The sequence below is a fragment of the Candidatus Binataceae bacterium genome (assembly GCA_035650475.1).
Taxonomy (GTDB): Bacteria; Desulfobacterota; Binatia; order Binatales; family Binataceae; genus JAKAVN01.
In genome coordinates this window covers 802979-828497 of the sequence record DASRHP010000009.1, presented here as the reverse complement: position 1 = coordinate 828497, position 25519 = coordinate 802979, and the positions used below count along the sequence as shown (strand labels likewise).

Here is a 25519-nt window from a genome sequence, read left to right as displayed (position 1 = left end):
GCCAGAAGGGCGATACGAATTTCGACGCCGAAAGCAAAAAGTGGTTGATGCCTAGATACGGCTTCTTGGTGATCAGATTGCGGGGCAACCCCGTCGAGGTCCACGGCCGGCGCCACGGCACCACGCCGCTTTCCAGCAGATCGATGATCTTCTCCGTCACGATTGCGTAAACGTCCATCGTCCCATGCCTCCTCGCTCAGTAGCCGTCTTCGTCGATCCGATGGGCGGCGAAGTCGCGGGCCGCTTCCTCGCCGTGCCCGCATCGGGAGCCGTAAAGGGTTCGATCTTCGGAATAGTAGAACGCGCGTTCGCCCCGAGTTATCGGAATTTCACAGCCGGGCTTGGCGCATGTGGCCGGATACCGGACGGTGATCCATTTGGGGTCGCATTTGAACCTACGTCGCATCGTTGGTCCTCCTCTGGCTTCGCCCGCTTCCGCGTAAGCGGCAGGGCGCTGTCTGCTTCGTCCCCGCACAACTTTTTCCGCGCGGGCCTCTCGCACTCGAATTGGAGGCCCGTGCGCAGATTCCTCAGATGCGTGGGCGGAGCGGGCGGCAGGACGTGCCAGAGCGAAGCGTCCGGTCAGGGCTGGCGCGGCGTGCTAGCGGAGCACACGCCACCATTTAGAGCGGTGGCGAAAGGGAGAAAGCGGGTAGGTCAGGCCGGGCCGGCGGATGGGCGCGCTTGGGGGTGTCAACGCCGGTTTAATTCTGACCCGCCTTTGCGCGGAATCGCCGAAGTAAAACTGACCCATCTCAGTGCGCTCTGAACAGGGGGAGCGCGAGGGGGACCTTCCCCCTCGCCGCTCCGTTGAATGCTGCGGTTATTGTGGACGGGCGAAGATCCGATGGCTTGCGGGACGGCAGTGAAGCGGCGAGTCTTTTTGGGAGCGAGGATCGGTGTCGATGATTGAGCTGAACGAACCGCTTTCCGATCAGGAGATTGCGGAACTCGATGAGTTCCTGATGTCCGACGCCACCCCCGAGGAGAGCCTGGACATCGTGACGCTGGACGGGTTTCTGACCTCGCTGGTGATCGGTCCAGAGGTGGTCCCGCCAAGCGTGTGGCTCCAGACGATCTGGGGCGGCGAGGGCGAGCCGCGGTTCGAGTCGTCAGCGCAGGCGCAACGCGTGATCAGCCTGATCATGCGCCGTTTCAACACGCTGAGTTTCCTGTTCGAGGAGCCGCCCGAGTTCGCACCGATTCTGTGGGAGCGCAAGGTGGAGGGCACGACCTATCCGATCGCCGAGGACTGGTGCTGGGGCTTCATGGCGGGCGTGAGCCTTGCGTCCGAGGCATGGCAGCCGCTTCTCACCGATACCGAGAACCGCGCGATGCTGCGGCCGATCGCAACCCTCGGCACCGAAGACGGCTGGAAACTGCTCGAGGCGGACATCGATCCGGACGCCGCCGAGCGGGCCGCGCTGGATGCTCTGGAGCCTTCGGTGATCGCGATCAGCAGGTACTGGCGCGAGCAGTGGCGCGAGCGGAGCGCAGCCTTGCGGCAGGCCTCGATCCGCCCGCGCTCGCTGCGCGTGGGGCGCAATGATCCGTGTCCCTGCGGGAGCGGGCGCAAGTACAAGCGCTGCTGCGCGAGCGCCGGGGCCTGATTCCCGCAGTGCTTCGCGCCCTTCCCGAGCACTCCCGCCCTGCGTTTGTCCTTGAGGCGGAAGCTCTCGCCGTTGATGCTGACGATGGCCTGCCCCCCATTTTCCCGCCATTCATAAGTAGAGTCCGCCGGTTAATCCGCCCTGCTCGGGCGGTATCGGTTGCTCCCGTTTAAGCGCCGCGAACTCGCTCGGCGTCATCGCGCCGAGACTCGAGTGTGGCCGCAGTTGGTTGTAGTCCTGTCGCCAGGCCTCGATGATCGTCCGCGCTTCCGCCAAGGCCGAGAACACGTGCTCGTTCAGGCACTCGTCGCGCAGCTTGCCGTTGAACGATTCGATGAAGGCGTTCTGCACCGGCTTGCCCGGTTCGATGTAGTGCCACGCCACCCGCCTGGTCGCCCAGCGCAGCACCGCACCACTAGTCAGTTTCGTTCCGTTGTCGCTGACCACCGTCTCCGGTAGCGCTCGCTCGTCCACCAGGCGCTCCAGCTCACGCACCACGCGCACGCCGCCCAGTGAGGTGTCGACTACCGTGGCCAGGCATTCGCGACTGTAGTCGTCGACGACGCACAGGATGCGGAAGCGCCGGCCGTCGCTGAGCGTGTCCGAGACGAAGTCCAACGACCACCGCTGGTTGATCCTGTTCGGCAACATCATCGGTGTTCATGTCCCTAATGCCCTCTTGCGCCCTCGCCGCCGGCACCATGAGCCGCTCCTCGCGATAGATCCGGTACAGCTTCTTGCGATTGATGGTGTGACCTTCGCGGGCGAGCATCCAGCCTAAGCGCCGATACCCAAACCTCCGGCGTTCCGCAGCCAGCTCGCGCAGTCGTTCCCTTATTGCCGTGTCTTCCTGCCGTTTGCATCGGTAGCGCATGGTCGAACGATCCACTCCGACCAGCTCGCACGCCCGCCGTTGACTCAGCCCGTGACGCTCCATCACCCGGATCACTGCTTCTCGCCGCGCCGCAGGCTTCAGACGTTTTTTCCGAGCAGGTCCTTGAGTGCCGCGTTGTCGAGCAGCGAATCGGCCAGCAGCCGCTTTAGTCGCCGGTTCTCATCCTCCAGCGCCCTGAGCCGCTTCGCGTCCGAGACCTCCAGGCCGCCGTACTTCGACTTCCACTTGTAAAAAGTGGCGGTCGAGATGCCGTGGCGCCGGCACACCTCCTCAGTCTTCGCGCCGGCCTCCTGCTCGCGCAGCACCCCGATGATCTGCTCCTCGCTGAAGCGAGTTCCCTTCATGGCCCGTCTCCTTTTCAGGCGACGGACTCTACCTCAATTTGGCGGAGTTTTCGGGGGGCAGGCCATGAGCTTCTCCCGGAGCTGGAAAAATTTTACACCGATTTGCACGCGCGTCCGGAACTGTCAATGCAGGAGACGCGAACCGCCCGGCTGGCGGCGGACCGACTGCGCGCCGCCGGATATGACGTGACCGCGGGAATCGGCAAAACAGGCGTCGTTGGCCTGTTGCGCAATGGCCCTGGACCGACGGTAATGCTGCGCGCCGATATGGATGCCTTACCAGTCAAGGAGGCGACTGGACTGGCTTACGCAAGCACGGTTACCGCCATCGACAGCGCGGGCGAGACCGTGCCCGTGGCGCATGCCTGCGGTCATGATATGCATGTGGCTTGGTTGGCTGGCGCCAGCGCGCTCCTGGCTAAAGACCGCGGTAAGTGGCAGGGAACACTGATGGCGGTCTTCCAACCAGGAGAGGAGGTGGCGCAGGGCGCTCAGGCAATGATAGATGACGGGCTGTTCGCTCGCTTTTCGAAACCCGACGTCGTTCTGGGTCAGCATGTCATGGCCGAGCCGGCTGGTACACTCAGCACCCGCGCAGGCATAATCACCTCGGCCGCCGATAGCCTGCAAATCCGGATGTTCGGCCGCGGTGCGCATGGCTCCATGCCGCAGGCCAGCATCGATCCGGTCGTTATGGCGGCGGCAACAGTTCTGCGCCTGCAAACCATCGTTTCCCGCGAGGTCGCGCCAACCGAAGCCGCGGTTCTCACAATTGGTTCGCTCCAGGCTGGTGAGAAGGAAAACGTCATTCCCGATGGCGCGATTATCAAGTTGAACGTGCGCTCCTATGACGAGGTGTCCGTCAACACGTACTCGCGGCGATTGAACGCATTGTCAAGGCCGAAGCGGCGGCGTCCGGCGCCCTCAAGTCTCCGGAGATTACGCTACTGGACCGCTACTCTCTCGTGAAGAATGATCCGGAAGCGACCAAGCGCGTGGTAAGTGCGTTTCGTCGGCAGTTTTCTGATGATCGCGTGCGCGAAACGAAACCGACGACGGCAAGCGAGGACTTCGGATGTTTTGGAGCGGAGTGGCACGTGCCCTCGGTATTTTGGTTTGTTGGTGGCACTGACGCCGACACCTACAGGCAAGCCGAGCAGGCGGGTAGACTCAATGACCTCCCAACGAACCATAATCCACAATTCGCGCCGGTGCTCCATCCCACACTGGAGATGGGCGTGATGGCATTCGCCGTTGCGGCCCTTGCATGGCTCGCGCCTTAATGAAGTATTGGTCTCCTATTAAGAAAATGGATGTATCCTCTTACGGTATCTGCAAAGAGCAAATCGGAGGAAGGCAGCAGTTGGTGTTAGCAGGGCGGGAACACCAGACATTCGATAGCTTCAGCGATTATCTAGAGCTCGCCCTCGTTACACTTAAACCGAGAGGTGTCGCGATGCGTGTGCTCCTGCTGGTGCTCGATCTTGTTGGCACGTTCGTCTTCGCGATAAGTGGCGCGGCAGTTGGAGTGCAGGGCGAAATGGACCTCTTCGGCGTATTGGTCCTGTCATTCGCGACGGGCAACGCCGGCGGCATCACTCGCGACCTGATGATCGGCTCGCTGCCGCCGGCGGCGATAGCGGATTGGCGTTATCTCGGAGTCTCCGCACTTGCCGGGTTAATAACGTTTTTTTGGTATCCGCTCGTCGATCGCATGCGTAGCCCGGTGCTCGTCTTCGACGCGGCGGGTCTCGCACTTTTTGCCGTGACCGGTACCCAAAAAGCCGTAACCTACCGGCTCAACCCGGTGATGGCCGCGTTGCTCGGAATGCTGACTGGGATCGGCGGCGGCATGATGCGAGACGTGCTCGCAATGCGAATTCCTGTGGTTTTGCGGGAAGATATTTATGCAGTCGCGGCGCTTGCCGGCGCCGCAACGGTCGTCGTGGGTTACGCTCTGCATCTACCGCCTGCTCCTATGATGCTCGCAGGTGCGGCGGCCTGCTTCGCGCTACGCCTGATGGCGATGCTGCGTGGCTGGCATCTCCCTGTCGCCCGTTTCGCGCAAAAGCGTGCAGCTCCGAAGGCTAACGAAAGCCAAGAGGAGAAATTTTGGAGGTCCTGACCCGTCGCGATGACGATCAGATCAATATTGCACCGATGATCGGGTACCGATTGAGCGCACCTGTCTTAATGCACCCTAGTCTTTAACCGTAATTGGCCCCTTGATGAGGCATCGAAGTTCTCCGATCGACTCCGGTCGGCGATAGGAATCTTGAGGTGGCGTGCTCCCCGAAAACTGCCGATTTGAGGTAGAGTCCGTCGCCTGAATAAGGAGACGGGCGATGAAAGGGAGCCGCTTCAGCGGGGAGAAGATCATCGGGGTGCTGCGCGAGCAGGTCGGGCCCGCGACTCTAGCTGTCGTATACCTCTTGTAGTGTCCGGGACGGCTCACCATCAGAATCCCGGCGTCGTCGACGATCCGACAATGCGCAGACGCCACCGGGACGTCAGCGCGGCAGCGACGAGCGCGGCAGCGCCGCGGACCTTGTCCACCGGGGAATCGAGTCTCATTTACTTGCCGTGGCGTACCTGTACTCGTAGGCGGGGTTTTCGCAGTCGTCGAAGATGTCCGTCTGCGGATTATAGCGAGCGCAGAAGCCGGTCACGTAGGTCAACGGTGCGAGCAACAGACCGTTGCGGTAAACGACGAAGCCGTAAACGTACAGCCGCGCCACGCCGCCTTTGAGGAGCTTGATCAGTTGCTCGTCGATGACGCCCATTCCGCCGGCGAAGGTCAGAAGAAGAACCACGCGGCGGCTCTCCCCCGCCATGACCGGCCGGTAGCGCGGGCGCTCCGTGGTTTCAGGCTCAACCGCGTACTCGGGCTTGTTCGGCAAATCGCCGTACCACAGCAGCTTGATCGATGCGTTCATCTCCGAGATAAGGGCCGGACTGCGGCCGCTGTTCTCTATTTGGAACGCCACGGCCACTTGTTTTTTCGGGACAGACCCGGCAATGCCGGCGAAGCTTACGACCCCCATGGAAAGAACGGCTCCGCTGGCGAAGTACCGGAGACAAGCAACGAGGGCGACCAGGAATCCGCCGGTGATAGCAAGCGCGCGCAGATGATCTTTACACCACCTAATCGCACGTTTGTGTGGACGCCGCTTCCGTCGATATCGCCTATCGAGGAAAATCCTTTCCATAAATCGGATTCAGCGGACTACTCAGCGAGTTATTCCGCGCGCCTGAACAATCTTGCCGGCCGGCACAGTCGGCCGGTCCGCCGCGCCGACGCGCCGGGCGCTCAGGCGCCCGCAACCGTGCGCATCACGCGCGGATGGCTAATGGTGCGCGCGGTGCGGATTCTCACGCGCGCGCCACGCTACGCCTGGCGGAACGCAAACCGCGGGTCGGCGGCGCGGATTTCGGCCTCGGGCAGGCCGAGCTCGCGCCGCACGATGTTCGTCCCCTGTACCAGCGCCACGCACTTGTAGAACGCAATCCGCCGCGAGAGCCCTTCGCGTCCGAAGCCGCAGTCGGCGGTGACGATCAGGCGCTCCGGCGGCACGTATTCCAACGCCTTGCGGATAAGGTCCGCGATCATCTGCGGCGGCTCGACCGTCGTGACCGTATGGTTGATCACGCCGATCGCGATTTTCTTGCTGGTCCGATGATGCTTCAGCAGCGGCAGGTCGCGTCCCTGGTTGCTCGCGCACTCCAGCGTCAGCACGTCGGCGTCGAGCGCGAGCAGGTGGGGCAGCGAGCGCTCGTAGCTCGGCCGCTCCCAGTAGAAGCTCTGCTGGTTGGGATTGCCCCAGCAGGTATGCGCCCAGACCTCGGTGTTGACGCCCTCGACTTCGCGGTTGAAGGCGCGGGTGAAAAACTCGAGCTCCTTGTCGCTCGCCGGCGGCGTGGTGCAGCAGGCGAAATGATGCGGCGGCTCTTCGATCTGGATTAGCGGGCATCCGGCGGCCGCCAGCTCGCGCAGCTCCTCGTTGAGCGCCGCCGCCAGATCCATCACCATTTCGTGATCGTCGCGGTAGAACTCGTTCCACAGCATCATCGGCAGGCAGGTGGCGCTGATGCCGCCGAACTTGACCGGCTTGCGCGTCATCTTCTGCGCGCTCTTCCAGATCGCCGCGTAATGCAGCGGCCCGCGCGTGATCTTTCCCGTCACCGCCGGCGGATGGTACGCCTCCTGGACCTCGTAGAGGATGTGGCCGGGACGGATGTCGGCGTACTCCAGGAAGTGCGAGCTGTCGCGGAAGCCGGAGACTCCGCCGAGGCGCTCGATGACGTAGAAGAACCACGAACGGCCGCCGACTTCGAGGTCGAAGCGGGCGTCGCCGTCGGTCAGAATGTCGAGCCCGGCGCGCTCCTGCTCGTTGATGTAGCAGGCGACGGTGTCGAGATACTGCTCGCGGTAGAGCGAATCGCCCATCGCGACCTTGAACGGCCGCCCGCGCAGGCTCTCGGTGAACCACGACGGGCGCGGAAACGAACCCACCATCGCGGTCGCCAGCTTCAGGTCCTTGGTCGCGTTAAGCATCGACGGATCTCCCGATCACGGCGCGCCGCACGGGACGCGGCGGCGAATTCTTCCAAGCTTTTAGCGCCGGACCGCACGCGAGGCCAGCGGCGGCTCGAGCGGAGATATTTCCAGTTTCAGCGCGCCTGGACGCTCATAGTCATGTCAAATCGCTTCTTGACATCAAATTACTCGAATCTGTAGCCTGTCGATGTGTCTGCGCCTCTCACCCGCCGCGAATTCGTTGTCGCCGGCGCCGCCGGAGCGATCGCCCTTCCGGGGGCGCTGTATGGCACCGGGTGCTCGACCGTGACGGCAGAAAAGCCCGAGATGCCTCGTCCCGCACCCGAGGGCGGCCATCCGTGGAGCGCCGGTTTCGCGGCTGCCCAGTCAGAGAACGACTACTGGGTCGAAGAGGTCGAAGGAACCGTTCCGCCTGGGCTTAGCGGGACGCTGTTGCGCAATGGGCCGGCGCGCAACGACCTTGCCGGCCACTGGTTTCCGCACTGGTTCGACGGCGACGGGATGATTTCGGCGATCACGTTCCGCGAGGGGCGGATCCATTTCCGTAACCGCTACGTCCGCACGCGCAACTACGTCGATGAAACCGCCGCCGGCCGCGTGCTCTACCGCGGCTTCGGCAAAATGCGCGCCGGCGGCGTTATCGCCAACGCCCTGCGCGCGCCGCAAAACGTCGCGAACACCTCGGTCGTCTACCATCACCGCAAACTGCTCGCGCTATGGGAGGGAGGAGCGCCGACCGAGCTCTCGCCGGCCGATCTGGGCACGGTCGGGCTCGCCGATTTTGGCGGCCGCGTCGGCACCTTCTCCGCTCATCCCAAAATCGACCCGCGCAGCGGCGAACTGTTCAATTTCGGAATCGACTATGGCCGCGTGAGTGTGTTGCGGCCGTATCGGATCGATCCGGCGGGCGCACTCGACGCGTATCCAGCGATCGATCTGCCCTACCCGGTGATGAATCACGATTTCGTGATCACCGACCGTTTCATGGTCTTCTGCATCGGACCGATCAGGCTGCATCTGTACCGGATGATTCTAGGCTTCGACAGCTACGACGGCGCGCTCGCGTGGGACGGCAGCCAGCCGACGCGGATCCTGATCGTGCGCCGGGACCGCGGCGCCGCGCCGGTATGGATCGAAACCGCGCCGTTCTTTCAGTTCCATTTTGCCAACGCCTACGAGGACGAAGGTTTGATCCTCGTCGACGTCGCCCGCTACCCGGACTACGGCGCGATCGGCGATGCGCTGCGGAACTTCTGGCGCACCGACTGGCCGAGCGAAGGGATGTCGACTTTCACTCGACTGGCTATTGATCCCGGCTCGGGCAAAGTTGAAAGCAGAGATATCGACGTCGGAGACAAGGTCGAGTTTCCCCGGATGAGCCCGCGCCGTGTCGGCTCGCACTACCGCTATGCCTATGTCGTAACGAGTCCGAAGAGGGCGTCGGGGCTTCAGCAGCTCGTAACGAAAATCGATCTCGAAACCGGAAAATCACACGCGCATGACTTCTCGCCCGACGGATACGTGGGAGAGCCGGTCTTTATCCCTGCGCCCGAGGGCCGCGCAGAGGACGAAGGATACCTGGTCACGCTGGTCTTCGACTCGAGCACCCGGCGCACCAAGGTCGTGATCCTCGACGCGCGCGACGTCGCGGCGAAGCCGCTCGCCGTCGTCCAGCTCAGGCATCACGTGCCCTTCGGCTTCCATGGCTGCTTCACCGAACAAGTTTTCCTTCGCGCATAGGCGCAGGCGGCTATCACGAATCACGGGCAGCCGCCCTTAGCCAGGTGCAGCTCCGCCCATGACGAAGGTGCGGCGCAACTGTCGAACGCGCCGTTGAGCGCCGCTGCCACTCCTCTGACCGTCGCCACCGTCGCGCCCGCGGGCAGCGCGCCGCCGGCCAGCACCCGATTTGCGATTTTGAGCGCCTGGGCGACGCTCTTGCCGTCGAAGCGGGTGCCGGTGCCGCATACCAACAGGTCGCCGAAGGAAGTGCCGTCGGTGCCGAGGATGAATCCGCCGTCGTTGAAATCGACGTTGAGCGCGAGCGCCAACACCTCGCCGCCGAGCGCGCCCGCGGTATCGTCAGTCGCGTTGGTCTGGCAGGCCGTAAGCGGCGCCGGTGTACCCCTGCGGGCCAGGTAATCGCCGATCCGGACCGGCGAAGTGAACTTGTTGTCGAAGGCGCCCGCCGCGCAGGTGGCCGCGCTCACGCCGACGTGGACGCCGTCGGGAAATTGCGCCGCGAAATGATTGGCGAGCACGCTGCCGGCGTTGCCGCCGACAGGCGGCTCGGCCCATTCGCGCTGCGTGTACGTGCAGAAGGAGCCCGGCGCGAACCGCGGCGCGTTGCCCATCACCGAGGCCAGGTTGCACGCCGCAAGCGAGGCCGGGATGCCCACGGGGAACTGATGGGTCAGCGGCAGACCGGTGAGGGGATCGGTGATTGCCAGCGCGACCGTTCGCGGCACGCCGCGGAGCGAGGCGCAGTTGCCGAGCGTGGCTCCGTCGGGCGCCGGAGTCAGCGTCACACTCGCCGCGCGCACGACTTCCCCGCCGACGCCAAGCGTGCCGCCGCGAATTAGCTCGCTGCCGGTGCCGCCGCCAATCTCGGTGCTGAAATTCGACAGGGCGCCGCCGCCGCTGACAATCCTGAGCCTGCCTTCGGGGTCTGCCAGAGTGACCCGCGCGTTGGCGTGGATCGGCGCCGCCAGCAGCGCCCGGCGGCGGAACCCGATGCTGCGCGCCCACAGGTCGTCGTCGCTCTGGTCGGTGGTGATCACGCCGGTGGCCGGGCCCTCGTCGCCGTCGGTGTCGATGCCGAAGGCGAGGAAGCCACTGCCGCCGGAGCCGCCGGCGTTGTTGAAGCTCACGATAATTTCGGCGCGCAGCGGCGTACCGACGGGAAAGCCGAGGATCGTGTTATCGAAGCCGGCGGTAAAGAACAGCCGCGCGGTCTGTGTCGGCTGGACTTTGAATCGCGGCCGTTGCGCAAAAATGCTGTTGCCCCTCGCCTTGACCCGCAGCGGACCCGACGCTGCGGAGGTAAAGAAGGTGCCTTCGAGCGCGCTCTGGCCGGTAAGCGGGGTCACCTTGTAGTTTGCAACCGAACGGCACTGCGCGTTGAGCGCGGGGTCCTCGCTGGAGGCGGCCGCGACGATATTGGCGTAGGCGGCGTGCACGCCGTGCATGATGTCGGCGATGTCGGCGGCAGCCGACGCCCATCCGCCCCGGCACTGGCTCTGGAGATTGACCACGACGTTGTCGATCGTGGCTCCGCCCTTGCCGCTATTGGTGACCGCAATAAAGCCGTCCACGTCGATCGTAGGGCCGTTGACCGCAGCCTTGGTGACGGTGACCGTCCAGTCGAGGCCGCCGCTGTTATCGAGCTGCCAGCGGGTATCGTCGTGCTGAAAGGTCATCGCCGATGCGCTGTTCAGCACGATAGTCGCCTGTGGCGTTTGCGCCCGCGTTGTGGCCGGTCGCAGCAGGGCAACGGCGGCAAACGCGGCGAACGCGACGGATATTGCGGCTAAGGTGGAATGCTCAGTCGTGAACCGATGAACGCGGCGTATTGAATAGTCAATTTCAGCCATGGGGCTTGGTCACCTTCCCAATGGCACTGACTATAGCGGTTGTGACAAACTCGAACGATCAGACGCCGGTTATCAGGCTCTCATCGGAGACCCGTCCTCGGTATGCGTATCAAATCGGATTGCGGGCGGCGTGATATATCACGCCGGTTTCGCGGAGAACTTGCGGCGCGTGGATTCTCCGCCCGCGGTCGCGGGCGTTCCTTGCTCAGTGGATCGATGCGAAGGCCTCGCCGGGCTTTGCTTCGGACCGCCGGCGTGTACGCGATGGCGGGCGCCGCTCTCGGCAATACAAGCGGCGCCCGCGCGCGTGTCAGGCGGAGCGTTTGGACTTGCGCGCAGCGCGCGGCTTGACCGCCGCGCGCGGCCGGCCAGCGGCGCGCGGACGTCGGCCTTTGCGCGCGCTGCCCGCGCCCTCGCCGAGTTCCAACTCGCCGAAGGCGGGCGCTTCTTCCTCGGGGCCTTCCTGCGGGAGCGCGACGAATTCGTCGTGCGAACCTTCGGTCGGCTCCGCCATCTCCTCCGGCAGGTCCCAGTTGCGCGCGAAGGGTTCGCCGAGTCTGCCTTCGCCGAGATGGCGTGCGCGGTCGCGGCTCTGCTGGCAGTCGATGCAGAAGGTCGCGAAGGGGACGACCTTCAGGCGTTCGAGCGGGATCTCCTCGCCGCACTTGGCACAGAGCCCGTAGCGCCCGCGTTCGAGCAAGTTGAAACAGAGGTCGATGCTGCGCAGGCGCTCCTCGGCGCGCTCGATCAGGCTCGCATGAGTCTCGACGTCGGAGAGGGCGCGCGCGGCATCGAGCTCGTCGCCGGGCGTGGCCGGCGCTTCCTGCTCCTGGGCAGCGCGATATTCACGCACGCGCGCCAGGGTGATGTTTCTTTCGTGCGAGAGAATCTGCTGGAGCGACGAATCGCGGTCGTGGGTCGATGTTTGATTCTGTGGCATGGCTTCCTTCCTCCTCTCGCGTTACAGACCAGACCTGCAAAGCGAAGTTCATGCCACGGGCTTTTGGCCATCGGACTAGGCGCAAAAGGCGAGCGATGCGTGCGCAGGCGCAAGGATGCGCGCGACAGACGCCAGGGCCGTCGCCGCCGGAGGGGACACCGGCTGTGGCCATTTTCCCGACCGGCCCGGGATTTTCCCGACTTGCGCTACATCGTCTTCCAGTCCTTCGCCTGCTCGAAGGCGAAAGCCGCGCGATAGATGGTTGGCTCGTCGAAGTGGCGTCCGACCAGCATCAGCCCTGCCGGCAGTCCGTCCACCATTCCGCACGGCAGCGACATCGCCGGATGATGCGTGAGGTCGAAGGGCGCGGTGTTGGCGATCATCTCGAGCGCGCGGGCGACGTATTCCTCGCGGCTGGCGTCGGCAGCCGGGATCGGGGTTGCCTTCATCGGCGTCGTCGGCATCAGCAACAGGTCGTAGCGCGCGAGCACCGCGTCGTAGGCTGCGCGCAGGCGGCGCACGATGTTGATCGCCTTGCCGTAGTAGCGCGAGCCGTAATTCTCGCGCACGTAGGTGCCGAGCATCAGAAACAACTTGGTGGTTTCCGACAGCTCGCCCGCGCGCTGGCGCCATCCGCGATGGAAATCCATTAGCGAGGTCGAATAGAGATCGTCCCGGCTCACCCCGTAGCCGTCGCCGTACATCATGGTCTGCGTGAGGCCCTCGGTTCCGATCGGCGTCCAGATCGCCCCCGCCTCCAGATGCATCGGAATCGACACCTCGTCGACGCGCGCGCCGAGCGCCGCGAAACGCTGCGCGCCGGCGCGCACCTTTTCGTCCACCGCCGCCTCGGAGTTGGGATGGCCGAAGCCCTCCTTGACGATCGCGATCCTGAGGTTTTTGACTCCGCCTTCCAGCATCCGCGAGTACGGATGGAGTACGGGCGCCTTGATCCGCGGGTCGTAGCCGTCGTCGCCGGCGATCACTTCAAGCAGCAGTGCGTTGTCGGCCACGCTGCGCGTCATCGGGCCTGTATGATCGACGAAGATCTCGATCGGCATTATTCCCGTGTACGGCACCAGCCCCCACGTCGGCTTCATCCCGTAGATGCCGCAGAACGACGATGGCATCCGGATCGAGCCGCCTTGGTCACCGCCAATCGCCATATCAACTTCGCCCGCCGCCACCAACACGGCGCTACCTGACGACGAGCCGCCCGCCGAATAGCCTTTGCGATGGGGGTTGTGCACGGGGCCGGTGGCGTTGGTATGGCTGCCGCCGGAAAGGCAGAAGTATTCGCAGTGAGCCTTGCCCGCGATTTCGCCGCCAGCATCGAGGATCCGCGTGACAATGGTGGCATCGAAGTCAGGCACGTAGCCCTCCAGCGTCGCCGCCCCGTTCATCATCGGCACGCCGGCGAGCATGACGTTGTCCTTCAGCGCAACCGTTCTGCCCTTGAGCCTGCCCTCGGGTGCGCCCTTGACCGAGGTTCTGACATACCAGGCGTTATGCGGATTCTCCTCCGGACCCGGCCGATAGCCCGGGGTGCGCGGATATTTGACCTGCGGCACCTCGTCCGGCATCGCGGCGACGATCTTGTAGGAGCGGATGTAGGGGGCAAGCAGGGCGCGGAACGATTCGAGGTCGGAATCGTCCAGCGACAGGCCGCACTGACGCGCGACCGCGCGCAATTGTTCGAGGCTGGGCATCTGGACCGCCATCGCGATTCCTCCTTGAGCGAGACTTATGGCTGTCCTTATAGGCTGTTTGTCGTGCAGCGTCCAAACGGGGAGGCTTTGCCCCATAGCTATGCGCGCCCGTCCCGGCCTTGGCGATAGCCGAATTGGCAAACGGCCATATGGCAGCGGAAATGTGTCCATCGGATACGGGCCGGGCGAAAGTTCACAACCTAATCACAGGTTTGAGCTAATTGGCATGCCAGGTGCTTCGCTTGGGTGCGAGTGCAAGGAAAAGCGAGAGCAATGAGCAAATTACACCGGTTTTCCAAAGCCCAGTTCGCCGTCATGTTTACCCTCATCGTGCTGGTTCTGTTGGGCGCAATGGGCATGTGCACCGATATGGCGGTGCTCTATCTCGAATGGGGCCGGCTCCAGAAGGCTGCTGACGCCGGCGCGCTCGCCGGCGCCGGATATCTGACTGGAAATCCGGCGACCACGAACACTCAGATGGTCGTCGCTCACGCGACCGAGTACGTCCAACGCAACGGGATCGCGCAGAGCGAAATCGTGGAAATCGCGCCCGCCGCCGATGCGCGCTCGGTGACGGTGGTCGTGATGCGCGACGTTCCCTACTACTTCTTCAAAATGATCGGCCTCACCCGGGCCAAGGTTGCGGTCAAAGCGGTGGCCGGAGTTTTTCCCACCACCGCCGCGTGCGGCGTACTGCCGTTCGGCGTGCAGTGCACCGACTAGGCCCGGATTGGCTCGGGCTCTTTCACCTGCAAGGAGGGCTACACCGATGCGCTGGGTCAGCCGAGCTACAAGGCCGTGACGCTGAAAAATCTCCAGGTCGCGCAGTCCGGCAACTGGGCGCCGCTGGCGCTCGACGCTAGCGGAGGAGCCGATTACAGGACTTTAGTCGCTCAGGGCTACCCGCAATTGCTGACGGTCGGCGAACTGGTCAGCAGCGAAACCGGAAACGTCGTGGGACCGACACGCCAGGCCATGGTCGACCGGATGAATGGCCAGCCCTACTACCAGGCGCCGACGAGCGCCACGCAGCAGGCATCGATGAGTATATCGTCAGAGAATCCCCAGGTCGCGATGGTGCCGCTGGTTGATTGGAGCGCGGCGCCAAAAGGCGGCAAGACCACTGTCAAGATTCTCGACTTCATGACGCTCTTCATCACCGGCGTGACTGGAAACGACGCCACGATCACGGCTGTGCCAATCGCGCCGGTCGCCGGGTGCGGCCTCCCGATAAACGACGCTTCCCAGTTCGGCCACGCGCCGCTCAAGGCGGTTCTATGTCCCGATAATGGATGCGCGGCGATAGCGTGGTGGCCGGCCACCTGAACGCTGACTGAAGCACGGCCGGCGGGACTATTGTTGCGATTAGCTGGAGGCGCAACTGTCGGCAGCTTCCGCTTATAAATAGGTATCGCCTCGCCTCTCTATCAGGCGGAGCGAAATTGTGGCCAAATTCCGCATTAAGATGGAATTTCGCCACCATGTACTGCCAACTCGTGGCAAGGCAGGGAACCCGAAGAGCTGCGAACTGTAGCCGATGGAGACAGCCTGAGACCTTTTTAGCAACAGCCATCATCGTAACCCGGCGGCAGGATTTGATTCACCCCGTTCGCGGCGGTACGCCTCTTGCTGATCTTTCTTTTCGGAAGGAAGCGATGGAGCAATTCGGGAGGGGCGATTGGCCTATCGCATCTCGCCCAACACTTACCCGTTCGACCCATGGCAAGGGATGGCGCGTGCGAGTGCTTGTGCTGGCGCTCGCCTTTGTCGCCGCGCATTCAACAGGATCGGCCGCGGCCGCCGGCGTCACGCTGGCCGAGGCGATTCCGCTCGCGCTGGCGCATAATCCCGATCTCGCCGCCACCGCGCAGGAGCTGCGAGTCGCGGCCGGCGAGCAGATTCGCGCGGGCTATCTGAGCCAGTTCAACCCTCAACTCGACTCCGAATTCGATTATCGGCCGCGCGATCACCGCTCCAACTCGCAAGACTGGCGCGTCGGGCTCAGCCAGGAGCTCGAAATCTTCGGGCAGCGCGCGCTGCGCATGAAGTCAGCCAACCTCGGCTACGCGGAGACGGCCGCGCTGGTGCGCGATCGGCGCCGCCTGCTGACCGCAGCGGTCAGGATGACCTTTCTGGAGGCGCTGCGCGCCAAGCAGCAGCTTGCGCTGGTGGGCGAGCTGGAACGGCTCGACTCGCGCCTGCTGACGGCGGCGCGCGCGCGGCTTAAAGCGGGCGAGATTGGCTACATCGATTACAACCTCGCCGAGGTGCGCCACGGACAGAGTGCGCGCGCCCTGCTCGAAGCGCGCCAGCGCTACCAGCTGCAGTGCACCAGCCTGGGCCGTCTGCTGGGGGGCGCCGCCGGGCCGCAGCCTGAGCCGGCCGGCGACTTCGACCTCAAGCTCTCCGGCTTCGACGTCGAGTCGCTGCTCGCCGCCGCGCATCGCAACCGCCCCGACCTGCGCGCGCGCGAGATCGAGCTGGCGCGGCTCGACGCCGAGGCCGCATTGAACCGCCGCCTGGTTCTGCCCAACCCGCGCATCGGCGCCTTCGGGGGCCACGAACTGAACGCCGAACATCCGTTCGGCGTGAGCTTGAGCTTTCCGCTTCCGCTGTTCAACCGTCGGCAGGCCGAAGTCGCGATAATCGACGCCCGCCGGCGCCAGGCCGATTATCGGCTGGCCGCCAACAAGCTCGACATCGACAAGGAAGTGCGCGACGCTTACATCGCCTACACCACCGCCAGCCGCGCGCTCGCGATCTACCAGGACGAGGTGCTGGCACCCGCGCGCGAGAGCTTCAGCCTGCTCGAGCGCGCCTTCCAGGCGGGCAAGATCGATCTTCTCAGCGTCTCGGTCGCCGAGCGCCAGGCTTACGACGCGCGCGCCTCCTACCTCGACACCTGGTTCAGCGTGCGCGCGGCCGAAGTCGCGCTCGAACTGGCCACTGGAGGGGGGATGTGAGACGGCCGAAATTGACGATTTTGTGCGCGGCGGCGCTGTTTGCGGCGCTCGACGTTGGGCATGCGCGCGCGGCGGCCACCGCGGATAGGGTGCTGACGCTCGACCGCGGCGCGGCTGCGTCAGTGGAAGTTGCGAAGGTCGAGCGTCGCCAGCTCGGGGGCACGATCAACGCCACCGCCACGGTCGAGGCGGACGCCAACCGCGTCGCCCACATCACCAGCCGTATCCCGGCGCGCGTGGTCAAGTTGCTGGTCGATCCGGGCGCCCAAGTCTCCGCCGGGCAGCCGCTGGTGGTGCTCAACAGCGTCGAGCTGGGCAAAGCGAAGACTGATTATCTCAAGGCCCGCTCGCTGGAGAGCATCGCCGACCAGCATCTGCGGCGCGAGCAGACGCTTTACGAAGAGAAGATCGCCGCGCACAAGGACGTGCTCGAGGCGCGCGCCGCGCACGACACCGCGCTCGCGCAGCTCCAGGCCTCGCGCGAGACCCTCAGTCTGCTGATACCGCCCCAGGAGCTGGAACACCTCACATGGTCGGGCAACGGCCATCCGCTCTCCGAGTTCACGCTCAGCTCACCCATCGCCGGCACCCTGGTCAAGCGCGACCTTACGATCGGCGCGCTGATCGACGCCGACAGCACTCCGCTTACGGTGATCGACCTCGACTACGTATGGGTGATCGCCAACATCTTCGAGCACGACCTTGCCGGGGTCAGGCTCGGCGCGCCTGCGCGGGTGAGCGTCGAGGCTTATCCCGATCAGCACTTTGCGGGCGCAGTGCGCTATATTGCCGACACCGTCGATCGCGAGACCCGCACGGTCAAGGCGCGCATCGAGGTCCGCAACCCGGGCCATCTGCTCAAGCCCGGGATGTTCGCGCGGGCGGCGATCGAGAGCGCGCGCGGCGGCCGCGACGTGCTGGCCGTGCCCGAATCGGCGATCTACGAGGTCGGCGGGCGCAAGGTGGCGTTCGTCGAGGTCGAGCCCGGCCGCTTCGGCGTCCGCGACGTCGCCGTGGGCAGCGCGGGCGGCGGCGAAGTGGAAATCACCTCGGGCCTCAGCGAGGGCGACCGCGTGGTCGTCCGCGGCGGCGTGACGCTCAAGGCGCTGCTGCTCAAGGGCGCGGCGAAGTAACAGGGAGAGGCGGCGGCGATGGCGCGATGGCTGTTCGAGGCGGCGCTTGAAAACCGCCTGATGACTCTACTGCTGGCGGTGGTGCTGGTCGCGCTCGGCCTGCGCGCGATGGTCCTGCTGCCGATCGACGCCGCGCCCGACGTCACGCCCAACGTGGTCCAGATCGTCACCGACGCGCCCGGGCTGGGCCCGGTCGAGGTCGAGAAGCTGATCACGTTTCCGGTCGAGGTCGCGATGCGCGGGCTGCCCGGGATCAAAGAGATCCGCTCGATCTCGCGCTTCGGCCTGTCCTCGGTCTCGGTCTATTTCGACGAGAAGCTCGATATCTACTTTGCGCGGCGGCTGGTGATGGAACGGCTGCCGGCCGCGCGCGAGCTGATTCCCAAGGGCTTCGGCACACCCGAGATGACTCCGGTCTCGACCACCTTGGGCGAGATTTACCAGTTCGAGGTGGTCGATCCGAAGCGCTCGTTGATGGAGCTGCGCTCGATCCTCGACTGGCAGATCGCGCCCGCGCTCAAGTCGGTGCCCGGCGTGGTCGAGGTCAACAGCTACGGCGGCGAGCTGAAGACCTACGAGGTCCAGCTCCGGCCGAGCGCGCTGGTCGCCTACAGGCTCGGGCTCCACGACGTCTTCCGCGCGCTCGAGCGCAACAACGCGAGCGCCGGCGGCGGCTACCTGATTCACAGCGGCGAGCAGGAGATCATCCGCGGCGCGGGCCTGATCGGCAGCCTGGCCGACGTCGAGAACATCGTGGTCGGCAGTCACGACGGCGTGCCGGTGTACGTGCGCAACCTCGGCAAGGTCGCCTTCGCGCCGCGCGTGCGCCAGGGCGCGGTAACCCGCGACGGTAAGGGCGAAACCGTGGCCGGCGTGGTGATGATGTTGATCGGGCAGAACTCGCGCACGGTGGTCGACCGGGTCAAGCAGAAGCTGGTCGAGGTGCGCCACAATCTGCCGCCGGGCGTAAGCATCGTGCCCTACTATGATCGCTCCGACCTGGTCCGGCGCACGATCGCCACGGTGGCGCACAATCTGGCCGAGGGCGCGCTGCTGGTTTCGGCCGTGCTCTTCCTGTTCCTCGGCGACTTGCGCGCGGCGCTGATCGTGTCGGCAGTGATCCCGCTCTCGATGCTGGTCGCGTTCCTCGGGATGAACTGGATGGGAGTGTCGGGCAACCTGATGAGCCTGGGCGCGATCGACTTCGGGCTTATCGTGGATGGCTCGGTGGTGCTGGTGGAAAACATCTTCCACCGGCTTGCCTCCGCCCGGCGCACCGGCGTCTCGACCGCCCACCTGGTGTTCGAGGCCGGGCGCGAGGTGCTGCGCCCGATCGTCTTCGCCATCCTGATCATCATCGTGGTCTATCTGCCGATCCTCAGCTTCCAGGAAGTCGAGGGCAAGATGTTCCGACCGATGGCGCTGACGGTGATCTTCGCGCTCAGCGGCTCGCTGCTGTGCGCGCTGACCTTCGTACCGGTGATGGCGTCGCTCCTGCTCAGGCGCGCCCCCGCACGCGAGCCGTGGCTGGCGCGCATGAGTGAGCGGGTGCACGAGCGGGTGGCGCGGTGGACGCGCGGGCATCGCCGCGGCCTGCTCGCGGGCGCGGCGGCGCTGCTGGTGCTCGGGCTCGGGCTGGCGCCGTTTCTGGGCAGCGAGTTCGTCCCCACGCTGGACGAAGGCGCGATCAACCTCGACGTGATGCAGGTGCCGAGCATCTCGCTGGAGGACGCGGTGAAGGGGGCAACGCGGATGGAGCGGGCGGCGCTCGAACTGCCCGAGGTCGCGCGGGTGGTCTCGCGCATCGGCCGGCCCGAGATCGCCACCGACGTAATCGGCCCCGACGAAAGCCACGTCTACGTCTTCCTCAAACCGCACGATCAATGGCGCGTGCACAGCAAGGAGGAGCTGATCGAGAAGCTCGAAGAGAAGCTCCATCAGCGCGTGCCCGAGGCCCAGTTCGGCTTCTCCCAGCCGATCGAGTCGCGCATCAACGACATGATCGCCGGAGTCAAGGGCGACGTCGCTATCCATCTCTACGGCGACGACCTCGCCCAGATGAATCAGTACGCCCATCGCATCCTGGAGATCATCGGCGGCCTGCCCGGTGCGGCCGACCTCAAGATCATCCCGCGCACCGGGTTGCCCTCGCTGACCATCGAGGTCGACCGCGCGGCTTGCGCGCGCTACGGGATAAACGTCGCCGACGTGCTCGACGCAGTCGAGGCGATAGGCGGGCGGATCGTGGGCCAGGTGGTCGAAGGCGAGGCGCGCTTTTTTCTCCAGGTGCGGATCGCGCCGGCCGCCCGCGAGCACATCGATCAGCTCGGCGACATCCAGGTCGCCGCGCCCGACGGCGCGCTCATCCCGCTTAAGCAGCTCGCCCACTTCCACCGCGGCGAAGGCCCGGTCGCGATCTGGCGCCAGAACCTTCATCGCCGCATCACCATCGCCGCCAACGTGCGCGGCATCGACCTCGGCACCTTCGTCGCACGGGCCAAGGCGGCCGTTTACAGCCAAGTCGAGCTGCCGCATGGATGGTGGCTGGAATGGGGCGGGCAATACGAAAATCTCCAGCGCGCCTCGCGCCGGCTGATGGTGCTGGTGCCCGCCTCGCTGCTGCTCATCTTAGTGCTGCTGTACAACACGTTCACCTCGATGCGGATGGCGCTGCTCATCTTCGGCAACGTGCTGTTCGCGGCGGCGGGCGGCGTGATCGCCCTGATGGCACGCGGGCTGACCTTCTCGATCACCGCCGGCGTCGGCTTCATCACGCTCTTCGGCGTCTCGGTGCTCAACGGCGTGGTGCTGGTTTCCGAGATCAACCGCCTGCGCGAGGTGGGCGCCGCCACCGACGACGCCTTGGAAACCGGCACCCGCGAGAAGCTGCGGCCGATCCTGATGGCCTCGTTGGTCGCGCTGTTCGGGTTCATCCCGATGGCGATTTCGCACGGTGCGGGCGCCGAGGTGCAGCGCCCGCTGGCGACCGTCGTGATCGGCGGGCTGATCACGTCGATGCCCTTCACACTCTACGTCCTGCCCGTGCTCTACCGCTGGCTTGCCGGGGACAGTGCGACGCGCACCCAGTCCGACAACCCGGCATCCGCGGTGGTCGATTAGGAGCCTAGACTGGCAAGCATCCGTTCCCGCGCACTTTCGCTTTTTGCGCGCCAGCCTGTGCACAACTTGCGTGACCGCCAGCCCTAGAGGCTTGCCGTGCGCCCTGTTACCCTACTAATGGTGGCGTTGTTATGCCCTACGAAGCGTACTTCAGGGCGGCCAGCGAGAGCCTCATCATTGTCGACGGCAACGGCTGTATTGTCGAAGCAAATCCCAAAACCTGGCAGATCTTCGGCTACGCCAAGGGCGAGCTGGTCGGCCAGCCAATCGAAGTTCTCGTCCCTGAACGCCTCCGTGAGCAGCATCGCAAGCATCGCGAGGCGTTCATGGTATCGCCGCGCAGCCGCCCGATGGGGATCGGGATGAGTCTGGCCGCGCGGCGCAAGGACGGCACCGAGTTTCCGGTCGAAGTCAGCCTGACCTACGCTCCCGGGACCAAGCGCGGCGACCTGATCGTCGCCTCTGTGATCGACATCACCGAGCGGCTGGCTCTTGAGCGCGACGCCCGGCGTGCTGAAACGCTAACCTCCCTGGGCAGCGCCGCCGCGGGCATCGCGCACGACCTGAATAACCCGCTCAGCGTCGTTCTCTCCCGCGCAGAGCTGCTGCTCGGGACCCCGGAAGACGCGCTCTCGCCGCAGATGTTGCGCGAGGACTTGGAGGTCATCCATCGCCAGGCCGAGCGCGCCAGCCGCATCGTCTCCGAGTTTCTCGAGCTTTCGCGCCACGGCCCCAAGGCGACGGCGCCGCTACAGCTTAGCGACCTGGTGGATAAGGCACTGCTGCTGATGGGTGAGCAGATGCGCAAGGCGGGGATCGCCGTCAACGTGGCGCTCCAGAGTGGTCTGCCGCCGGTGATGGGGGATGCGGTGTCACTCGAGCGGGTGCTAATCAACCTGCTGAGCAACGCGTGCGACGCGATGCCGCGCGGGGGCGAGGTCAGGATTGCGAGCGCGAGGGATAGCCGCCCAGGATGGCTGCGACTGAGCGTGGCTGACAATGGACCCGGTATCCAACCCCACGCGCTCGACAGAATTTTCGACCTGCTTTACACCACTAAGGCGGGCGGCAGCGGGCTGGGGCTATGGCTGAGCCGGCGTATCGTCCAGGAGCACAAGGGCAAAATCGAAGTCCAATCAGAACCGGGCAAAGGGGCGGTGTTCTCGCTGCTGCTGCCCGGAGTCGAAAATGCCGCCGAGGCTTGACCGCCTGGCGCAAATCGGCCAACGTGGGCGGGCGAAAGATGGGGAGTCGCAGCCTTAAGATTTTGCTCGTGGACGACGAGCCCGAGCTCGTCGCAACCTGCGCCCGCTTCCTCGAACGGCTCGGCCATAGTTGCCTGAGCGCCTACGACGGCGCCCGCGCAATCGAGCTGGCCGCGCAGCAGTCGCCCGACCTCGTGGTCACCGATCTGCAACTGCCCGAGCATGATGGCTTGGAGGTCACCCGCCGCGTGCGCGAGGCCTTGCCTCGAACTCCGGTCATCCTGATCACCGCCTACAACCGCCCGACCACGGCCGAGGCAGCCTTCGGGGCCGGCGCCAGTGCGTATCTACCCAAGCCGTTCTCGCTTGCAGATCTGCGCAGAGCGATCGATTTTGCGCTCGCGCGCATGGCCTAGCGGCGGCCCCCTCCGACCGCACATCACCAACGTGCATTTGCGACCACCGACTCGATAACGAGGCGCCGATGTCTCGACCGAGCATCTGCGTGCGATTCGATCGGCAACAGCGTCTGGTTCCTGCGGAGCCAATCGAGAGAGCCAGAGACCGTCAAAGACGCCAAGCTTAGCTCTGCGCTTATCTGATTTGGCCACTTATTCAACCGGGTAGTGCGCATCGCGGTTTTGGTCTGCCCGCGGCACTCAGCCGGCATGCTCCATGCTCCTCGTTCTGTCGAGAGCTTCGCCGCCATGTGCCGGTTTTGCTTGCTCCTGTGCCTGGTTTTGATCTTCACCGGATGCGCGAATCAACAAAGCGAACGGCAACCGTTCTTCCAACCCGAGCAAGGGCTCGATGTTCATGGCCGCAAGAGCTGGTTCGATCATCTGGTCGAAACCGATCCGGGCCAGGCCGACTGCGTGGTGGCAAAGGACTATCAGCAGAATCCGCCCCTGAGGATTGCGGTTTTGCCTTTTGCCGACCGTAACGGCGGCCAGTATTTGATTGACGGTGTTCCGGTGGTCCGACGCAGCACCGAAGAGCGTCAGAAATGGGCGTGGACGTACGCCAACCGCCTGCGCCGCACTGTGGATGGCTACCTAGCGCAGCGCGAATTCGTGCTCGTCCCACTGCCGATGGTGGACGCCGCGCTTGCCGACCGCGGCATCACCGATGCCGAAAAGCTCCGCGCGGTCCCGGTCGCGCAGTTCGACCGATGGCTCGGCGCCGACGCCGTGGTGTACGGCGAGGTCGTCGATTACGAAGCCTACTACGCCCTGCTGGTGGCGATGTGGCGCGTAGGCGCCAGGGTGCGGATGGTTTCGACGCATGATGGGCACGAAATCTTCTCCGCCGTCGATCGCCGCTATGCCGTCGATACCCATCCGGTGCTCGACCCGGTGGACTTCGGAATTAACTCGGCGCTCGCCCTGCTCCAGTTGCGCGATGTAACCTTGGCCCGCGCCGAGGACGAAGTCGGGCGCGAAATCCTCCTGCGTCTGCCCACAGCACGGCGCAACATCATGGCGCTGCGTAGGCAGGCGTTGCTCGGAGTGCGCAATCTGGATCTGGAAAACGGAAGCCCTGTATCCCCGCTCGTTCCGGAGACCGTGGAAACCCCGGAGGAGGGTGCCGTGGACACGCCAGCCGCGGCCTCCCAGCCTGCGGCGGATTTAACTCAAGTTCGGGGCAGCCGCCGCTAAGCGGCGAGATTGGGACAGCGTGGCGGCGATGGTGGGGCGGGATTTCCCCGTCCACACTCAAGATTCTAACGATCCCCGACGGCGCCCTCGGACCGCATAACACTGACGCACCGGACAAAAGGCTGCAGCTCTCGGGTCGGGCCGCGCGCGCCAATGTCCGATCAGGAAGCCTGATTGTGCTCGCGGCTGTGGCGGCGGCCAATTTCCATCTGCGAGCGCCACTTCTCGATCGCCGAAAGATGGAAGCGCCAGTCGCCGTCGATGCGGAAGGCGGGGATCTGCCTGCGCTTGAGCAACCTGTAGATGGTGGAGGGGTGAACGCGCAGGTAATCCGAGAGTTCCTTCACCGTCATTACTGGTGTCGGCAGGCTAGCCGGCATCTGCGCGGATTGCTTTTTCATCGTTGCTAATCCTCGAAGTGCGAAATTGAGGCGAAGCGGTTATCATCAAAGGCGACAGAGCTGTTGCGTCAGAGCATACGCATCATCCGTGCCATCCATGACATGCGCAGGGCCGCAATTGCTGACTATTGGCGAGGTCTGCACAAGTCAGAGCCAGTGTAATCCATCGGCTGGAAAGCGCGCGGTGAATCGCGCTAGAACCTCGCTCATGGCCGAGGTTAACCGCGAACGGCTGGTCCAATTTTTCCTCGAAATCGTCAGGATCGATTCGCTCTCGCGCCGCGAGCGCGAGGTGGCGACCCGTCTAAGACGCGAGCTGGAGAACCTCGGCGCGAGCTGCGAGTTCGACCGCGCCGGCGACGCCATCCGCGGCGACGTCGGCAACCTGATCGCCCATCTGCCCGGCAACCGCCACGGCGTCGCGCCGCTGTTGCTTTGCGCGCACATGGACACCGTCGTACCTGGCGAGGGTATCCGGCCCGTGCTTGACGGCGACACGATCCGAAGCGACGGCAGGACCATCCTCGGCGGCGACGACAAATCCGGCTGCGCGCTCATCTGCGAGGTGCTGCATCAGCTGCGCGAACGCGATCTGCCGCACGGGCCGATCGACGCCGTGTTCACGATTGGCGAGGAAATCGGCCTGCTCGGCGCGCGCCACCTCGACCTCGGCCTGGTGCGCGCGCGCGAGGGGCTGGTCTTCGACAGCGACTCGCCCGGCCATCTGATTGTGCGGGCGCCGGCAGCGCAGGGCGTGCGCTTCACCGTGCATGGAGTCGAAGCGCACGCGGGAGTCGCGCCCGAGCGCGGAATTTCGGCGATCAAGGTCGCCGCCGAGGCGATCGCCGCAATGCGCCTGGGACGGATCGACGCCGATACCACCGCCAACCTCGGCACTATCCAGGGCGGCCGCGCCGGCAATATCGTGCCCGACGAAGTCGTCGTGCGCGGCGAGGCGCGCTCGCTCGACGCGCGCAAGCTCGCAGCGCAGGTCGAGCACATGCTCGAATGCTTTCGCGCCGCGACCGCGCGCGCGGCGATTACGCTCGACGGCAAACGCGTGCAGGCCGAGCTGGAATATCGGTCGGTGCCGTCGTACGAGGCGATGAGTGTGGCGGAGGACGCGCCGATCGTGCGCAAGGTTGTGGAGGCGGCGCGCCGCCTCGGCCGCGAAGTCGTGCCGCACTCGACGGGCGGCGGATGCGACGCCAACGTGCTCAACCGGCGCGGCCTGACCGTGGCCAACTTCGGCACCGGCATGCACGACATCCACACTTTGCGCGAATGGCTCGACGTGCGCGAGCTGGTCACCGCCGCCGAAGTCACACTCGAAATGGTGACGCTGCACGCGGGCGCCTGAATCCTCCGCGACACGCCGACGCGCGACGCG

Annotated in this window: 21 protein-coding genes and 1 pseudogene; 14 read left to right on the top strand and 8 right to left on the bottom strand. The window is 64.9% G+C overall.

Features of this window, described 5'->3' with window-relative positions; translation table 11 throughout:
• Window positions 1–196: 196 nt before the first annotated feature.
• The gene (locus tag VFB33_10165) at window positions 197–406 is read right to left on the bottom strand and encodes a hypothetical protein (GenBank protein ID HZO82044.1); all 210 of its coding nucleotides are present in this window, start codon (window positions 404–406) and stop codon (window positions 197–199) included.
• 499 nt (window positions 407–905) lie between these two features.
• Between VFB33_10165 and VFB33_10160 the strand changes: the two genes are divergently transcribed.
• Window positions 906–1610: a UPF0149 family protein gene (locus VFB33_10160; GenBank protein HZO82043.1), complete on the top strand. Its 705-nt coding sequence runs from the start codon at window positions 906–908 to the stop codon at window positions 1608–1610.
• Between the two features lie 111 nt (window positions 1611–1721).
• On the opposite strand, the pseudogene VFB33_10155 reads toward VFB33_10160, so the two are convergent.
• A pseudogene (locus tag VFB33_10155) lies at window positions 1722–2849 on the bottom strand (IS3 family transposase).
• Between VFB33_10155 and VFB33_10150 the strand changes: the two are divergent.
• From VFB33_10150 to VFB33_10140, 3 genes are all read left to right on the top strand, one after another.
• A complete protein-coding gene (locus VFB33_10150; protein HZO82042.1) occupies window positions 2757–3818 on the top strand; it encodes an amidohydrolase in 1062 nt (353 codons plus the stop codon). The pseudogene VFB33_10155 and the gene VFB33_10150 sit on opposite strands and share 93 nt — an antisense overlap.
• The gene (locus VFB33_10145; protein HZO82041.1) at window positions 3815–4132 is read left to right on the top strand and encodes a hypothetical protein; all 318 of its coding nucleotides are present in this window, start codon (window positions 3815–3817) and stop codon (window positions 4130–4132) included. The genes VFB33_10150 and VFB33_10145 overlap by 4 nt, the downstream gene beginning before the upstream one ends.
• Window positions 4133–4305: 173 nt before the next feature.
• Window positions 4306–4974 carry a trimeric intracellular cation channel family protein gene (locus VFB33_10140; protein HZO82040.1) on the top strand — a complete coding sequence of 223 codons (669 nt, stop codon included), beginning with the start codon at window positions 4306–4308 and terminating at the stop codon, window positions 4972–4974.
• 445 nt (window positions 4975–5419) lie between these two features.
• Here VFB33_10140 and VFB33_10135 read toward each other — a convergent pair whose 3' ends face one another.
• Together VFB33_10135 and VFB33_10130 are read right to left on the bottom strand one after the other, a co-directional pair.
• Window positions 5420–6058 (bottom strand): hypothetical protein, encoded by a 639-nt coding sequence (locus VFB33_10135; protein ID HZO82039.1) that lies wholly within the window; start codon window positions 6056–6058, stop codon window positions 5420–5422.
• A 179-nt stretch (window positions 6059–6237) separates the two neighbouring features.
• On the bottom strand, window positions 6238–7404 hold the full coding sequence (locus VFB33_10130) for a cobalamin-independent methionine synthase II family protein (GenBank protein HZO82038.1): 1167 nt from the start codon (window positions 7402–7404) through the stop codon (window positions 6238–6240).
• 309 nt (window positions 7405–7713) lie between these two features.
• On the opposite strand from VFB33_10130, the gene VFB33_10125 reads away from it, so the two are divergent.
• Complete coding sequence (locus VFB33_10125) at window positions 7714–9147, top strand: carotenoid oxygenase family protein (protein HZO82037.1); 1434 nt, start codon at window positions 7714–7716, stop codon at window positions 9145–9147.
• Between the two features lie 20 nt (window positions 9148–9167).
• Here VFB33_10125 and VFB33_10120 read toward each other — a convergent pair whose 3' ends face one another.
• From VFB33_10120 to VFB33_10110, 3 genes are all read right to left on the bottom strand, one after another.
• Window positions 9168–10847 (bottom strand): hypothetical protein, encoded by a 1680-nt coding sequence (locus VFB33_10120; protein ID HZO82036.1) that lies wholly within the window; start codon window positions 10845–10847, stop codon window positions 9168–9170.
• Between the two features lie 463 nt (window positions 10848–11310).
• Window positions 11311–11940, bottom strand: coding sequence for a TraR/DksA family transcriptional regulator (locus VFB33_10115; GenBank protein HZO82035.1), 630 nt, complete (start codon window positions 11938–11940; stop codon window positions 11311–11313).
• A 206-nt stretch (window positions 11941–12146) separates the two neighbouring features.
• A complete protein-coding gene (locus tag VFB33_10110) occupies window positions 12147–13661 on the bottom strand; it encodes an amidase (GenBank protein HZO82034.1) in 1515 nt (504 codons plus the stop codon).
• 261 nt (window positions 13662–13922) lie between these two features.
• Between VFB33_10110 and VFB33_10105 the strand changes: the two genes are divergently transcribed.
• From VFB33_10105 to VFB33_10070, 8 genes are all read left to right on the top strand, one after another.
• Window positions 13923–14372 carry a pilus assembly protein TadG-related protein gene (locus VFB33_10105; GenBank protein ID HZO82033.1) on the top strand — a complete coding sequence of 150 codons (450 nt, stop codon included), beginning with the start codon at window positions 13923–13925 and terminating at the stop codon, window positions 14370–14372.
• A gap of 75 nt (window positions 14373–14447) precedes the next feature.
• A complete protein-coding gene (locus VFB33_10100) occupies window positions 14448–14975 on the top strand; it encodes a hypothetical protein (GenBank protein ID HZO82032.1) in 528 nt (175 codons plus the stop codon).
• Window positions 14976–15385: 410 nt separating this feature from the next.
• A complete protein-coding gene (locus tag VFB33_10095) occupies window positions 15386–16612 on the top strand; it encodes a TolC family protein (protein ID HZO82031.1) in 1227 nt (408 codons plus the stop codon).
• Window positions 16609–17745 (top strand): efflux RND transporter periplasmic adaptor subunit, encoded by a 1137-nt coding sequence (locus tag VFB33_10090; GenBank protein HZO82030.1) that lies wholly within the window; start codon window positions 16609–16611, stop codon window positions 17743–17745. The genes VFB33_10095 and VFB33_10090 overlap by 4 nt, the downstream gene beginning before the upstream one ends.
• 18 nt (window positions 17746–17763) lie before the next feature.
• Window positions 17764–20865: a CusA/CzcA family heavy metal efflux RND transporter gene (locus VFB33_10085; GenBank protein ID HZO82029.1), complete on the top strand. Its 3102-nt coding sequence runs from the start codon at window positions 17764–17766 to the stop codon at window positions 20863–20865.
• A 131-nt stretch (window positions 20866–20996) separates the two neighbouring features.
• Window positions 20997–22070 (top strand): ATP-binding protein, encoded by a 1074-nt coding sequence (locus tag VFB33_10080; protein HZO82028.1) that lies wholly within the window; start codon window positions 20997–20999, stop codon window positions 22068–22070.
• Between the two features lie 38 nt (window positions 22071–22108).
• Window positions 22109–22486 carry a response regulator gene (locus VFB33_10075; protein HZO82027.1) on the top strand — a complete coding sequence of 126 codons (378 nt, stop codon included), beginning with the start codon at window positions 22109–22111 and terminating at the stop codon, window positions 22484–22486.
• Window positions 22487–22738: 252 nt separating this feature from the next.
• Window positions 22739–23728 carry a GNA1162 family protein gene (locus VFB33_10070; GenBank protein ID HZO82026.1) on the top strand — a complete coding sequence of 330 codons (990 nt, stop codon included), beginning with the start codon at window positions 22739–22741 and terminating at the stop codon, window positions 23726–23728.
• 161 nt (window positions 23729–23889) lie between these two features.
• On the opposite strand, the gene VFB33_10065 is transcribed toward VFB33_10070, so the two are convergent.
• The gene (locus tag VFB33_10065) at window positions 23890–24129 is read right to left on the bottom strand and encodes a helix-turn-helix domain-containing protein (GenBank protein ID HZO82025.1); all 240 of its coding nucleotides are present in this window, start codon (window positions 24127–24129) and stop codon (window positions 23890–23892) included.
• A gap of 208 nt (window positions 24130–24337) precedes the next feature.
• Here VFB33_10065 and VFB33_10060 point away from each other — a divergent pair, with 208 nt between their 5' ends.
• Window positions 24338–25489 carry a M20/M25/M40 family metallo-hydrolase gene (locus VFB33_10060; GenBank protein ID HZO82024.1) on the top strand — a complete coding sequence of 384 codons (1152 nt, stop codon included), beginning with the start codon at window positions 24338–24340 and terminating at the stop codon, window positions 25487–25489.
• Window positions 25490–25519 lie beyond the last annotated feature (30 nt).

What these genes read in the sequence shown, in the direction of transcription:
- VFB33_10165 (HZO82044.1), bottom strand. Translation starts at nt 406, where the DNA reads ATGCGACGTAGGTTCAAATGCGACCCCAAATGGATCACCGTCCGGTAT.
- VFB33_10160 (HZO82043.1), top strand. Translation starts at nt 906, where the DNA reads ATGATTGAGCTGAACGAACCGCTTTCCGATCAGGAGATTGCGGAACTC.
- VFB33_10140 (HZO82040.1), top strand. Translation starts at nt 4,306, where the DNA reads ATGCGTGTGCTCCTGCTGGTGCTCGATCTTGTTGGCACGTTCGTCTTC.
- VFB33_10135 (HZO82039.1), bottom strand. Translation starts at nt 6,058, where the DNA reads ATGGAAAGGATTTTCCTCGATAGGCGATATCGACGGAAGCGGCGTCCA.
- VFB33_10130 (HZO82038.1), bottom strand. Translation starts at nt 7,404, where the DNA reads ATGCTTAACGCGACCAAGGACCTGAAGCTGGCGACCGCGATGGTGGGT.
- VFB33_10125 (HZO82037.1), top strand. Translation starts at nt 7,714, where the DNA reads ATGCCTCGTCCCGCACCCGAGGGCGGCCATCCGTGGAGCGCCGGTTTC.
- VFB33_10115 (HZO82035.1), bottom strand. Translation starts at nt 11,940, where the DNA reads ATGCCACAGAATCAAACATCGACCCACGACCGCGATTCGTCGCTCCAG.
- VFB33_10110 (HZO82034.1), bottom strand. Translation starts at nt 13,661, where the DNA reads ATGGCGGTCCAGATGCCCAGCCTCGAACAATTGCGCGCGGTCGCGCGT.
- VFB33_10105 (HZO82033.1), top strand. Translation starts at nt 13,923, where the DNA reads ATGAGCAAATTACACCGGTTTTCCAAAGCCCAGTTCGCCGTCATGTTT.
- VFB33_10085 (HZO82029.1), top strand. Translation starts at nt 17,764, where the DNA reads ATGGCGCGATGGCTGTTCGAGGCGGCGCTTGAAAACCGCCTGATGACT.
- VFB33_10080 (HZO82028.1), top strand. Translation starts at nt 20,997, where the DNA reads ATGCCCTACGAAGCGTACTTCAGGGCGGCCAGCGAGAGCCTCATCATT.
- VFB33_10075 (HZO82027.1), top strand. Translation starts at nt 22,109, where the DNA reads ATGGGGAGTCGCAGCCTTAAGATTTTGCTCGTGGACGACGAGCCCGAG.
- VFB33_10070 (HZO82026.1), top strand. Translation starts at nt 22,739, where the DNA reads ATGCTCCATGCTCCTCGTTCTGTCGAGAGCTTCGCCGCCATGTGCCGG.
- VFB33_10065 (HZO82025.1), bottom strand. Translation starts at nt 24,129, where the DNA reads ATGAAAAAGCAATCCGCGCAGATGCCGGCTAGCCTGCCGACACCAGTA.
- VFB33_10060 (HZO82024.1), top strand. Translation starts at nt 24,338, where the DNA reads ATGGCCGAGGTTAACCGCGAACGGCTGGTCCAATTTTTCCTCGAAATC.